The 13,110-nt window shown below is 32.3% G+C and carries 10 protein-coding genes; all 10 read left to right on the top strand.

Annotated elements, in window-relative coordinates:
- Positions 1-96: 96 nt before the first annotated feature.
- The 10 genes from rpsB to ACWJKS_RS10985 all read left to right on the top strand — a co-directional run bounded on the left by rpsB (position 97) and on the right by ACWJKS_RS10985 (position 13,106).
- A complete protein-coding gene (gene rpsB / locus ACWJKS_RS11030) occupies positions 97-798 on the top strand; it encodes a 30S ribosomal protein S2 (protein WP_165412164.1) in 702 nt (233 codons plus the stop codon).
- A gap of 112 nt (positions 799-910) precedes the next feature.
- Positions 911-1,831, top strand: coding sequence for a translation elongation factor Ts (gene tsf / locus ACWJKS_RS11025; protein WP_220285896.1), 921 nt, complete (start codon positions 911-913; stop codon positions 1,829-1,831).
- A gap of 70 nt (positions 1,832-1,901) precedes the next feature.
- Positions 1,902-2,630, top strand: a complete 729-nt coding sequence (pyrH, locus tag ACWJKS_RS11020) for a UMP kinase (RefSeq protein ID WP_216303097.1) — start codon at positions 1,902-1,904, stop codon at positions 2,628-2,630.
- 15 nt (positions 2,631-2,645) lie between these two features.
- Positions 2,646-3,203: a ribosome recycling factor gene (frr, locus tag ACWJKS_RS11015; protein WP_216303094.1), complete on the top strand. Its 558-nt coding sequence runs from the start codon at positions 2,646-2,648 to the stop codon at positions 3,201-3,203.
- A 144-nt stretch (positions 3,204-3,347) separates the two neighbouring features.
- Positions 3,348-4,052, top strand: a complete 705-nt coding sequence (locus ACWJKS_RS11010; protein WP_253198183.1) for an isoprenyl transferase — start codon at positions 3,348-3,350, stop codon at positions 4,050-4,052.
- An 11-nt stretch (positions 4,053-4,063) separates the two neighbouring features.
- The gene (locus ACWJKS_RS11005; protein WP_462959589.1) at positions 4,064-4,870 is read left to right on the top strand and encodes a phosphatidate cytidylyltransferase; all 807 of its coding nucleotides are present in this window, start codon (positions 4,064-4,066) and stop codon (positions 4,868-4,870) included.
- A gap of 435 nt (positions 4,871-5,305) precedes the next feature.
- Complete coding sequence (gene dxr, locus ACWJKS_RS11000) at positions 5,306-6,466, top strand: 1-deoxy-D-xylulose-5-phosphate reductoisomerase (protein ID WP_462959588.1); 1,161 nt, start codon at positions 5,306-5,308, stop codon at positions 6,464-6,466.
- A gap of 14 nt (positions 6,467-6,480) precedes the next feature.
- Positions 6,481-7,518 (top strand): RIP metalloprotease RseP, encoded by a 1,038-nt coding sequence (gene rseP, locus ACWJKS_RS10995; RefSeq protein WP_216303088.1) that lies wholly within the window; start codon positions 6,481-6,483, stop codon positions 7,516-7,518.
- A gap of 12 nt (positions 7,519-7,530) precedes the next feature.
- Complete coding sequence (gene ispG / locus ACWJKS_RS10990; RefSeq protein ID WP_216303087.1) at positions 7,531-8,580, top strand: flavodoxin-dependent (E)-4-hydroxy-3-methylbut-2-enyl-diphosphate synthase; 1,050 nt, start codon at positions 7,531-7,533, stop codon at positions 8,578-8,580.
- 203 nt (positions 8,581-8,783) lie between these two features.
- On the top strand, positions 8,784-13,106 hold the full coding sequence (locus tag ACWJKS_RS10985; protein WP_462959587.1) for a PolC-type DNA polymerase III: 4,323 nt from the start codon (positions 8,784-8,786) through the stop codon (positions 13,104-13,106).
- The last annotated feature ends 4 nt before the right edge of the window (positions 13,107-13,110 follow it).

Genomic DNA, 13,110 nt, shown 5'->3' with positions numbered 1-13,110 from the left:
GAAAATACACACATTGCTTGATTATGGAAGGGTTCCGATATTTGGACTTCAATAAGATGATGGTGATGGAGGTAAAAACCAAGGAGGTTATTATTAATGGCAGTTATTTCAATGAAACAATTATTAGAGGCAGGTGTTCACTTCGGACATCAAACTAGAAGATGGAATCCTAAAATGGCACCATACATATTTACAGAAAGAAATGGTATATACATTATCGATTTACAAAAAACAGTTAGAAAAATCGATGAGGCATATGATTTCATAAAATCTGTATCTGAAGAAGGTAAGGATGTTCTATTTGTAGGAACAAAAAAACAAGCTCAAGAAGCTATTAAATTTGAATCAGTAAGAGCAGGAATGCATTTTGTAAACAATAGATGGTTAGGTGGAATGTTAACAAACTTTAAAACAATTAAAACAAGAATACAAAGATTAGAAGAGTTATTTAAAATGGAAGAAGACGGAATATTTGAAGTTCTTCCAAAAAAAGAAGTTAGTCACCTTCTAAATGAAAGAGAAAAACTAGAAAAGAATTTAGGCGGAATAAGAAGCATGGATGCAAATAAAATTGGAGCTCTATTTGTTGTAGATCCAAGAAAAGAAAAGAATGCGATTTCTGAAGCTAAAATTCTTGGAATTCCTGTAGTTGCAATAGTTGACACAAACTGTGATCCAGATGAAGTTGATTATGTAATTCCAGGTAATGATGATGCTATAAGAGCAGTTAAATTAATAACTGAAAGATTAGCTGATGCTATTATAGAAGGCAGACAAGGTGAACAATTAGCTGAATAATAGTAACTATATTTATCTAATAATATAATTATTGATATAACAGTTGGGGGGTAGGTGAAAGTTAATTCTTTCATTTACCTTTTAAATTAGATAGGAATAGGAGGAAATAATAATGATTAGTGCAAGTATGGTTAAAGAGTTAAGAGAAAAAACTGGAGCCGGTATGATGGATTGTAAAAGGGCTCTAAGTGAAACAGAGGGTGACATAGAAAAAGCGGTTGAACTTTTAAGAGAAAAAGGTTTAGCAGCAGCTGCAAAAAAATCTGGAAGAATAGCTGCAGAAGGATTAGTAAACTCATATATTTCAGATGACATGAAAGTTGGATCTGTTGTAGAGGTTAATTGCGAAACGGATTTTGTAGCTGATAATGAAGATTTTGTTACTTTAGCGAAAAACATAACAATGCAAGCAGTACAAACTACTTCAACTACTATTGATGAATTAGTTTCTGAAAAATACATAGCTGATGAAGCAATTACTGTTACGGATGCCGTAACAGCTTTAATAGCAAAATTGGGCGAGAACATGTCTGTAAGAAGATTTCAAAAGTTTTCTATTGAAAATGGTATAGTTCAAAGCTATATTCACGGTGGCGGAAGAATAGGTGTTTTAGTAGAACTCGCTTGCGCAAAACAAGATGATGTATTAATTACGATTGCTAAAGATGTTGCAATGCAAATTGCAGCTACTAGTCCTTTATTCTTAGATAACACTTGTGTTGATAGTGAAACTTTAGAAAAAGAAAAAGAAATATACAGAGTACAAGCAATAAACGAAGGAAAACCAGAAAAAATCATTGAAAAAATGGTTATGGGTAGAGTAAATAAGTATTATAAAGAAGTTTGCTTGCTTGAACAAGTTTGGGTTAAAAATGCTGACTATACTATTAAAAAATATCTTCAAGAAGAATCTAAAAAACTTGGTGCTGACATAACTATAACAAGATATGTGAGATTTGAAAGAGGAGAAGGCATAGAAAAGAAGGAAGAAAACTTTGCTGAAGAAGTTCAAAGACAAGTACAGGGTAAATAACAATTAAAGAGAACACTACGTGTTCTCTTTTTTAAAATAAGTAATACTATAAATTGGAGGTATAATGTTTATGGAGGTTGCTAAATATAAAAGAGTTATGTTAAAGATTTCAGGAGAAGCTTTAGCTGGTGAAAAAGGATTTGGAATAGACTTTGAAATTACAAATGAGATAGCACTTCAAATAAAAGAATTGGTTGAGTTAGGTGTTGAGATAGGCATAGTTGTTGGAGGCGGAAACATATGGCGTGGTAGAAGTGGTGAAGGCATGGACAGGACTACTGCAGATTATATGGGGATGATGGCAACTTGCATTAATGCATTAGCGCTTCAAGACTCTTTGGAGAATATAGGCGTAAATACTAGAGTACAAACTGCCATTGAAATGAAGGCGGTAGCAGAACCATTTATTAGAAGAAGAGCTATGAGACATTTAGAAAAAGGTAGAGTTGTTATATTCGCAGCTGGTACAGGCAATCCATATTTTTCAACAGATACAACAGCGGCACTTAGGGCGGCAGAAATAGAAGCTGAAGTAATTTTGCTTGCTAAAAAAGTAGATGGAGTTTACGATAAGGATCCTCATAAATATAATGATGCAAAGAAGTTTGATAATCTTACATATCTTAATGTTCTTGAAAGAGGTCTACAAGTTATGGATTCTACGGCTACATCATTATGTATGGACAATAATATACCTATATTAGTTTTTGGACTAGATAATCCTGAAAATATAAAAAGAGCAATTTTAGGAGAAGAAATTGGTACTTTAGTATCAGATTGTACTAAAGAATCAATATAAAATGGAGGGAATTCTATGATTAAACAAATTATTAGTATTGCTGATGAAAAAATGAATAAAACTATTGCTGTTTTTAAACATGAGATTTCAGGTATGAAAGCAGGGAGAGCAAATGCTACAATGCTAGATAGGGTTCATGTTGAATGTTATGGAAGTCTTATGCCATTAAATCAAATAGCAAACATTTCAGCACCGGAACCTAGAGTATTACTTATCCAGCCATGGGATAAATCTTCTATGAAAGATATAGAAAGAGCTATATTGAAATCCGATTTAGGATTAAACCCATCAAGTGATGGATCAGCAATTAGATTAATTATTCCTGAACTTACAGAAGAAACAAGAAAAGTTTTAATTAAAACTGTAAAGAAAACAGGAGAAGATGCTAAAGTAGCTATAAGATCTATTAGGCGAGATGCTAATGATAAAATTAAGGCTTTGAAAAAAAACACCGAAATTACTGAGGATGAAGCTAAAAAATCAGAAGATATCATCCAAAAAGAAACAGATAAATTTATTAAAGAAATAGATACATTAATAGAGGTTAAAGAAAAAGAAGTAATGGCCGTTTAATATATAATTTTAAATAGAACCTGCAGTTATGCAGGTTCTATTTAAGATTATAATATAACTAATAAAAAGGAGGGAATTTTATTGAAAACATTATTCGCTTTTTTTAAAAAAAATAAAAGTACAAGTAATAATATTGAGTTAGATATGTCGAGAATACCTGAACATATTGCAATTATAATGGATGGGAATGGTAGATGGGCTAAGGAGCGTAATTTGCCGAGAGCACTTGGACATAAGGCTGGAGTAGAAGCAATAAGAAGAATTGTAAAAGAGTGCAACAAATTAGGGGTTAAATATTTAACATTATACGCATTTTCAACTGAAAATTGGAATAGACCTTTACAAGAAGTAGACGCTCTAATGAAATTATTAGTAGAATATTTAAAAAATGAGTTCGAGGAATTGAACGCCAATGATGTTGTTATCAATTCTATTGGTAACATATCAAAATTACCACAGATTTGCATAACAGAATTAAACTCTGCTTATGAAAGGACAAAGAATAATAAGGGGTTAATTTTAAATCTAGCTTTAAATTATGGAGGAAGAAACGAAATAGTAGATGCTGTAAAAGAAATTTGTTTAGATTTGAAGAATAAAAAAATATATGAAGATGAAATAACTGAGGGTTTATTTTCAAAGTATTTGTATACAAAAGAAATGCCCGACCCAGACCTTATAATAAGACCTAGTGGGGAGTTAAGATTAAGTAATTTTTTACTATGGCAGAGTGCATACTCAGAACTTTGGTTTTCAGATATTAATTGGCCGGATTTTCATGAGAAGCAATTGAAATGTGCAATATTAAATTATCAAAAAAGAGACAGAAGATTTGGAAAGGTTAAATAGAGGAGAAAATTATGAATAATAGATATATAGGAGCACTGATGTTAGCTCCGTTAATAATATTTTTAATTTTAGGTGGAGAGTACTTAAAATATAGTGTAATGGTACTTTCGCTTTTTGGAATGTATGAGTTCTATAAAGTTTCTAGAAAAAAACACTATAAGCCAATTGGAATTATAGGATATATTTTATGTATAGTATATTACTTGAATATGAGCAAGGATTTTTCAGCAAGTTTTAATGTATATATTTTAATAGTAACAATTCTTTTACTATTATGTATTCCGGTGATTTATACAAAGTATAATTTTGTTGATGTGGCCCTCACTATATTCGGATTTTTATATGTGGCAGTATTTTTTAGTTTTATAGTGTTTATAAACAATAAAACCTACGGTCAATATTTAGTTTGGATTATATTTATTTGCTCGTGGGTCTGTGATACGTCAGCCTATTATTGTGGAAGATTTTTAGGTAAAGGTGGCAAACATAAGCTCTGCCCTAAAGTTAGCCCTAATAAAACAATTGAGGGCTCAATAGGAGGCCTTTTAGGCAGCACTATAGGGTGTACAATTTATGGCTATGTTATTTCAAAATATGGTGTACCTATTCAATTATATCATTACGCTATAATTGGTGTTCTTTGTGGCAGTTTTGGACAACTTGGAGATTTAATTGCGTCATCTATAAAAAGATTTGTAGGAGCCAAAGATTACAGTAGCCTTATTCCAGGACATGGTGGAGTTTTAGATCGGTTTGATAGTATTCTATTTGTGTCTGTGATAGCATTTTATTATATTACATTTATATTAGTAATTTAAATTCATATATACTAAAGGTACAAGAAATTAATAGTGCACCTCCGCAGGAGATGATCTAATATACTTTAGTGATTAATAAAATCATATATTGAACAGAATGCAGATAAACAATTAGTTGTAAATTAGCATTACTGGAAATATATGATTTTATTATTACGTAAAATTTTAAAATAATAATTGTGTTATATTTTATATTAATATCTGCGTTGATTAATGAATATAATCAAAAGGAGCACTATATAATATATGTGAAATAATTACCCATATATTTGTAAATATTACTAGTTACTTTATTTTAGAACATAAATATGTTATATTATATGCTGTAGAAGAATTGCTTACTAAAAAAAACAGGTAAATTTATAAGTGTGAAATTAAAGGAAAAAACAAGATTTTGAAGTATAAATAACAGAATTACGTGAATGGAGAGAGTACATGAAGAAGATTACTATTTTAGGAGTTACTGGGTCGATAGGAACTCAAACTTTAGATGTTATTCGAAATGATATTGAAAATTTCACTATTGTGGGAATTTCTGCTAACACCAATTATGAGAAGATTATACCCATCATAGAAGAATTTAAGCCTAAATATGTTACCATGATGGACGAGGCGGCTTCATTAAAACTTAAAAAACATTGCATGCTAAAAAAATATTCAACAAAAATATTGCAGGGACTGGAGGGACTAAATTATATAAGTACACTACCTGAAGTTAATATTGTAGTAACCGCAGTTGTGGGTATGATAGGCTTAGTTCCCACTATGAAAGCAATTAATGCTGGTAAGGATATTGCTTTAGCTAATAAAGAGACACTAGTTGCAGCAGGTGGACTAGTAATGGATGCTGCTAAAAAAAATCATGTAAATATTTTACCGGTTGATTCAGAACATGGTGCTATTTTTCAATGTCTACAGGGTAATAAGTCGGAATCTGTTAACAAAATAATAATAACCGCATCAGGTGGTCCGTTTAGAGGTAAAAATAAGCAACAATTAATAGAAATAAAACCGGAAGAGGCGCTTAAACATCCTAAATGGGAAATGGGTAGAAAAATATCTATTGACTCCTCAACACTTATGAATAAAGGCCTAGAGGTTATAGAGGCACACTGGTTATTTGGGGTAGATTACGAAAATATACAAGTGGTAGTTCATCCTCAAAGTATAATACATTCTATGGTAGAATACATGGATGCAAGTGTAATAGCACAAATGAGTTCTGCTGACATGAGACTTCCTATTCAATATGCTATAAACTATCCTGAAAGAAATAATGCTGTTATCGATAAATTGGACTTTTATAATATGGGTAATTTAACTTTTGAAAAACCGGATAGGGATACGTTCAAATGTCTTAAATTAGCCTATAAAGCAGGTAAAATGGGCGGAAATATGCCTGCTATTATGAATGCTGCTAATGAAGTAGCTGTTGAATTATTTTTGGATTATAAAATTAAGTATCTTATAATAGAAGATATTATAGAAAAATGCATGAATAAATTTGAGCATAATATTAATCCAGATTTAGAAGAAATTTTAGAAATTGACTTAAAGGTAAGAGAATATGTAAGAAATAATTATGATAAAGAGTAGGGAGGAAAATTATTATGAGTAATATTATAGCAAACATACCATACTTTATTATGGCTATGTTAGCATTTAGTCTTCTGATTATAATACATGAATTAGGTCATTTTATTCTATGTAAGCTAAATGGAGTAAAAGTAAGTGAATTTTCTTTAGGGATGGGACCTAAAATCTTTGGAATTAAAGGAAAAGAAACGGAGTATTTGATTAAGGCATTTCCTATTGGAGGATATGTTAAAATGGAAGGGGAAGATGGAGAAAGTAATGATCCGAGATCTTTCACAAATAAAACCCCGGGTCAAAAACTAAGCATAGTTTCTGCTGGAGCAATTATGAATTTAATATTGGCAGTAGTTTTATTTGCTATGGTAGGTGCGTCTAAAGGATACATATTACCAATAATTGGGGAGTTGGTACCTAATAGTCCAGCCATGAAAGCTGGGATACAAGTTGGAGATGAAATTACTAAGATTAATAAGACTAAAATAGATAGATGGGATCAAGTTCAAAATGAGATTTTTGTTTCTAAAGGTGAAAGTATGGATATTGAAATAGTAAGAAATTCAAAAGTAGAAAAAATCACCCTTAAACCCATTAAGAACGTGAAAGAAAAATTATTTTTTGTAGGAGTCTCTCCTTCTATGGTTGAGAAAAAAATGAACCCTGGCAAAGCTGTGATTTATGGATTTGATCAAATTGGTAATACTGTAAAACAAATTTTTGAATTTTTCGGTAACGTATTCCACGGGAAGGTTTCAGCAAATGATGTCGGAGGACCAATAAGCATAATAAGATTTTCTGGAAAAGCGGCACAAGCTGGAATTACAACCTTAATGTATTTTACTGCATTAATGAGTGTGCAATTAGGAATATTCAATATAATACCTTTCCCAGCACTAGATGGAGGATGGATTTTTATGTTGTTATTTGAAATAATATCAGGTAAAAAATTAGATGATAATAAAGTTGCAACTATAAATTACATTGGATTTATGTTTTTAATGGCATTTATGGTGTTAGTAGTTATTAAGGATATAGTTAGTCCGCTAAAATTCTAGGAGATGAAGACTATGAGGGAGCGCAAAACGAAGAAGATTAGAGTTGGAAATGTGTATATAGGTGGAGATTCGAAGATAGCAGTACAGTCGATGACCAATACAGACACAAGGGATGTAGAAGCTACAGTAAATCAAATTCTTCAGCTAGAAAAGGTAGGGTGTGACATTGTAAGATGCGCGGTCCCAGATATGCAAGCGGCTGAGGCTGTTAAGAACATAGTGAAAAGAATTCACATACCACTTGTGGCAGATATTCATTTTGACTATAGGCTAGCTTTAAAATCTATTGAGAACGGGATATCCAAATTAAGAATTAATCCAGGTAATATTGGAAGCCGCGATAAAATAAAATTAGTCGCAGAAGCAGCTAAAGAGAATGGCATTCCCATTAGAATTGGTGTGAATTCAGGATCACTAGAAAAAGATATTCTTGAAAAGTATGGTCATGTATGCGCGCAGGCACTAGTTGAAAGTGCGTTAAGACATGTTAAAATACTTGAAAGTTTTAATTTTTATGACATAGTTATTTCTATAAAATCGTCAGATGTGGTCATGATGATTGAAAGTTACAAATTATTATCAGGTAAAGTAGATTATCCGCTACACCTCGGTGTTACTGAGGCTGGAACTACATGGAGAGGGACAATAAAATCAAGTATAGGTATTGGGGCGCTTTTAGCTGAGGGGATTGGAGATACTATAAGGGTGTCACTAACGGGGGATGTAGTAGACGAGGTTAAAGTCGGCATAGAAATCCTGAAATCCTTAGGGTATATAGATGATGGAATTAAATTTGTATCATGCCCAACATGTGGTAGAACTCAAATTAATCTTATTAAAATTGCAAATGAAGTAGAAAAAAGATTAGAATGTTGCAATAAGAACATAAAGATTGCAATAATGGGATGTATCGTTAATGGCCCCGGTGAAGCAAGAGAAGCTGATATTGGCATAGCCGGAGGTAACGGAGTTGGTCTCATATTTAAAAAAGGTGAAATAATTAAAACCGTTAAAGAAGAAGATTTAGTGGAAGAACTTATTCGCGAGATAGATAAATTATAGGCACATTCAAAGTTATTTTAACGACATTTCAGAAGGAAAGTCTCCTACTTCTATAAGTAGGAGTTACTTACCCTAACAAATAGAAAACTTAAGTTGGAGTATAAATTTCCTTGTGAAGTCGTTAATGCATCTTCTACGAAGATGTTGCAGCGACCCAGGAGATGATTTCATGTGCCTAAAATGTCTTATCAGGAGGAATATTAATGAATGTAAATTTAGCTGAAATGCTGAAAAATGATTTTAACTTAAATGAAGAAACATTAGCAGCTGATATTAAGGTATTGAGAGTTCAATACCTTAAAAAAAGCAATAAATTAAGGGTGTTAATCAAATCTTTAGAGGATATAGATGATAATAAAAAGCTACTAATCAAAAATATTATTTCAAAACGAGTAGGTAGTTTTGAGGATATACAGTTAATTTGCTACAAAGATGTGTCAAATGCCACTATAGAAGATATAAAAGATAAGTTTTGGGTAGATGTTGTAAATGTAATAGCTACCTCACAGCCGTCAAGTAAGGATAGTTTACTTAAATCTTCTAGAATAATTGAAAACGGCACTCTAAAAATCCAGTGTGGAAATGATTTTATGTGCAAAATTTTAAGAGATAAGAACATAGAAATTCTTATAAAAGATACTATAAACGATATGTTTGGAGTTAGTTCATTAGTGAAATTGGAACATAACAGTAAACTTTCTAAAGAAGATTATTTTGGTAAAAAGGAAAAAGAAAATGAAGTTATTATAAAAGAAATTATTAAAAATATTAATATAGAAAAGAAGGACAAACCTCAAAGTAATAATCAAAATAATGATAAAACAAATAAATTTAGCAAACCGGGCTACAGAAAAGATGAAGCAGCGGATGCAAACACTATAATGGGAAGAAATATAAAAAGTGAGACCATAGCGATAGGAGAGATAGATGAAGCTTCAGGAATAGTCTGTGTCTGTGGAGATATCTTTAAAATTAAAATAATTGAAACAAAAACGGGTAGAATAATCATTACATTCTATATTACAGATTATTCAAGTTCAATTACAGTGAAATGTTTTCCAAAGCCTAAAGATGTAGAAAAGATAATGGACGAAATTAAAGTGGGACTTTTCTGTAAGGTGCGAGGAGAAGCAAGTTATGATACCTACGCAAAAGAAGTTGTTGTAATGGCTAGGGATATAATTAAACTTAAGAAAATAGAAAGAATGGATACTGCGCAGGAGAAAAGAGTTGAACTTCATTTGCATACACAAATGAGTGCAATGGATGGGATAAGCCCTGCGGCTAAACTTGTAGAAAGAGCGGCTAAATGGGGGCACTGCGCAGTAGCGATAACTGACCATGGCGTGGTACAAGCTTTTCCAGAAGCTATGGATGCAGCTAAAAAGAATAAAATAAAGGTTATATATGGTGTAGAGGGCTATTTAGTAGACGATGGAGTACCAATTGTTATTAATAGTAAAAATGAAAATATAGATGATTGTTTTGTAGTTTTTGATTTAGAAACAACAGGGCTTTCTAGTGAAAATGATAGAATTACTGAAATTGGTGCAGTTAAAGTTGAAAATGGGAAAATAGTAGATAGATTTAATGAATTTGTAAATCCGGGGATAGACATACCTTATAAAATTACTGAACTAACTGGAATTACAAATGATATGGTTGCAGGCTCTGCTTCTATTGAAGAAGTGCTTCCTAATTTTTTGCAGTTTGCACGTGGTAGCGTAGTGGTAGCCCATAATGCTGACTTCGATACATCTTTTATCAAAAAAAATTCAGAGAGGTTGAATTTGAAGTTTGGAAATGCAATTATGGATACAATTCCTTTAGCTAAATATTTACTTCCAGACCTTAAAACATTTAAGCTGAATGTAGTAGCTAAGCATTTGGGCATCACCCTGGAGAACCATCATAGAGCTGTAGATGATGCTAAAGCCACAGCGCAAATATTATTACATTGTTTTGGTTTACTTAAAGAAAATAACATTTTTGACTTAGATACTTTAAACAAAGAGTTTTTAGGTGACTTTAATATAAAAAAGGCAAATACTTATCATGTGATTATTTTGGCAAAAAATCAAGTAGGTCTTAAAAATCTTTACAAGCTTATTTCAGCTTCCAATTTAGAACATTTTCATAGAAGACCTAGGCTTCCTAAAACCTTAATTGAGAAGTATAGAGATGGTCTTATAGTAGGATCAGCCTGCGAAGCCGGGCAAGTGTATAAGGAAGTTCTACATGGGAAATCGGAAGAAGATATTAGGAAGATTGTGAAGTTCTATGATTATTTAGAAATACAACCTCTTCTAAATAATAAATTCATGATTAAAAATGGCACAGTAAAAGATGAAAGTGAATTAATGGATATTAATAGAAAAATATGTGATATAGGAGAAAAAAATAATTTGCCTGTAGTTGCTACAGGTGATGTACATTTTTTAGAAGCTTCTGATGAAGTTTTCAGAAGAATTTTAATGGCTGGCAAAGGTTTTTCAGATGCAGATGATCAACCGCCACTATATTTTAAAACTACTAATGAAATGTTAAAAGAATTTTCATATCTAGGTGAAAAAAAATGCAGAGAAGTTGTAATTGGTAATCCTAATAAAATTGCTGAAATGGTAGAAGTTATAAAACCAATACCAGATGGAACTTATACCCCTAAAATAGAAGGTGCAGAAGAGGACATCCGCAAGATGACATCAGATAAAGTTCATTCAATATATGGAGATTCCTTACCAGAGGTAGTTGAAAAAAGATTGGAGAAGGAATTAAACTCTATTATAAATAATGGATATGCTGTACTTTACTTAATAGCTGAAAAATTAGTAGCAAAATCACTTGCTGACGGTTATTTAGTAGGGTCGAGAGGCTCAGTTGGATCTTCTTTTGCAGCTAATATGTCTAATATAACAGAAGTAAATGGGCTTCCGCCTCATTATGTATGTCCTGATTGTAAAAAGAGCGAATTCTTTTTAGATGGATCTATTGGTTCGGGTGCTGATTTACCTGATAAAGAGTGCCCAAATTGTGGTGCAATATATAAAAAAGATGGTCATGATATTCCATTTGAAACTTTTTTAGGGTTTGAAGGAGACAAAGAGCCAGATATAGATTTAAATTTCTCAGGTGAAAATCAAGCAGATATACATAGGTATACAGAGGTGTTGTTTGGAAAGGGGCATACCTTTAAGGCTGGAACAATTGGAACAATTGCTGACAAAACTGCTTATGGTTATGTGAAAAAATATTTAGGTGAAAAAAACGTTATGGTCCCCCAAGCTGAAATAGAACGACTTGTGCTAGGGTGTACTGGCGTTAAGAGAACCTCAGGGCAACATCCAGGTGGAATAATGGTTGTCCCAAGTGACAATGATATATATAATTTTTGCCCAGTGCAACACCCTGCTGATGATCCGAATTCAGATATTATTACAACACATTTTGATTATCATTCCATAAGTGGAAGGCTATTAAAACTGGATATTCTTGGACATGATGATCCTACAATGCTTAAAATGCTTCAGGATTTAACTGGACTCGACCCTATAACTATTCCACTATCAGATCCGAGTGTAATAAGTTTATTTACATCTCCTGCGGCACTGGGGCTCACCATTAAAGAGTTGGGCTGTGAAGTAGGAAGTTGCGGTGTTCCAGAATTTGGTACGAAATTTGTTAGACAAATGCTTTTAGATACACAGCCTAAATCTTTTTCAGACTTGGTTAGAATTTCTGGACTCTCTCATGGTACTGACGTATGGATTAATAATGCACAATATTATATTAAAGAAGGATTTACTACACTTAAAGATTGTATTTCTACAAGAGATGATATAATGGTTTATCTAATGCAGAAAAATCTTGAACCTAAGACTGCTTTTACTATCATGGAGAAGGTACGAAAAGGTAAAGGGCTTACGGAAGACGATGAGAAAGTAATGAGAGAGCATGACGTGCCAGATTGGTATATAGGGTCATGTAAAAAGATAAAGTACATGTTTCCTAAAGGACATGCAGTTGCATATGTAATGATGGCGGTAAGAATAGCATATTATAAGGTTTATTACCCAAAGGAATACTATGCTACTTTCTTTACTATAAGAGCAGATGACTTTGATGCTAATTTGATTGTAAAAGGTGAGAGTGCTATAAGTGCTAAAATGGATGAACTAACAGCTCTAGGTAAGGACATAGGTATGAAAGAAAAAGGACTTCTTACAGCGCTGGAGTTATCTTTTGAAATGTATAAAAGAGGGATAAAATTATTAAATGTAGATCTTTATAAGTCTGAGGCAGTTAAATTTACAATTGAAGATGACGCGATAAGGCCTCCACTAAGCGGGCTTGAAGGTGTAGGTGAAAATGCCGCTAAAAGCATAGTTTTGGAAAGACCTGAAGGGGAGTTTATATCTAAAGAAGATTTGAGAATTCGCTGCAAGGTTTCCAAAACAGTTATTGAGTCCTTAGATAATCATGGGTGTTTAAAAGAACTACCTGATACAAATCAGTTGTCGTTTTTTTAGCTAA

This window comes from Clostridium sp. CM038, assembly GCF_055081105.1.
Note: the sequence above shows the minus strand (reverse complement) of the source record. Positions and strands in the feature narration are given on the sequence as shown.

What these genes read in the sequence shown, in the direction of transcription:
- frr (WP_216303094.1), top strand. Translation starts at nt 2,646, where the DNA reads ATGATTAAACAAATTATTAGTATTGCTGATGAAAAAATGAATAAAACT.
- pyrH (WP_216303097.1), top strand. Translation starts at nt 1,902, where the DNA reads ATGGAGGTTGCTAAATATAAAAGAGTTATGTTAAAGATTTCAGGAGAA.
- ispG (WP_216303087.1), top strand. Translation starts at nt 7,531, where the DNA reads ATGAGGGAGCGCAAAACGAAGAAGATTAGAGTTGGAAATGTGTATATA.
- ACWJKS_RS10985 (WP_462959587.1), top strand. Translation starts at nt 8,784, where the DNA reads ATGAATGTAAATTTAGCTGAAATGCTGAAAAATGATTTTAACTTAAAT.
- rseP (WP_216303088.1), top strand. Translation starts at nt 6,481, where the DNA reads ATGAGTAATATTATAGCAAACATACCATACTTTATTATGGCTATGTTA.
- ACWJKS_RS11010 (WP_253198183.1), top strand. Translation starts at nt 3,348, where the DNA reads ATGTCGAGAATACCTGAACATATTGCAATTATAATGGATGGGAATGGT.
- dxr (WP_462959588.1), top strand. Translation starts at nt 5,306, where the DNA reads ATGAAGAAGATTACTATTTTAGGAGTTACTGGGTCGATAGGAACTCAA.
- rpsB (WP_165412164.1), top strand. Translation starts at nt 97, where the DNA reads ATGGCAGTTATTTCAATGAAACAATTATTAGAGGCAGGTGTTCACTTC.
- tsf (WP_220285896.1), top strand. Translation starts at nt 911, where the DNA reads ATGATTAGTGCAAGTATGGTTAAAGAGTTAAGAGAAAAAACTGGAGCC.
- ACWJKS_RS11005 (WP_462959589.1), top strand. Translation starts at nt 4,064, where the DNA reads ATGAATAATAGATATATAGGAGCACTGATGTTAGCTCCGTTAATAATA.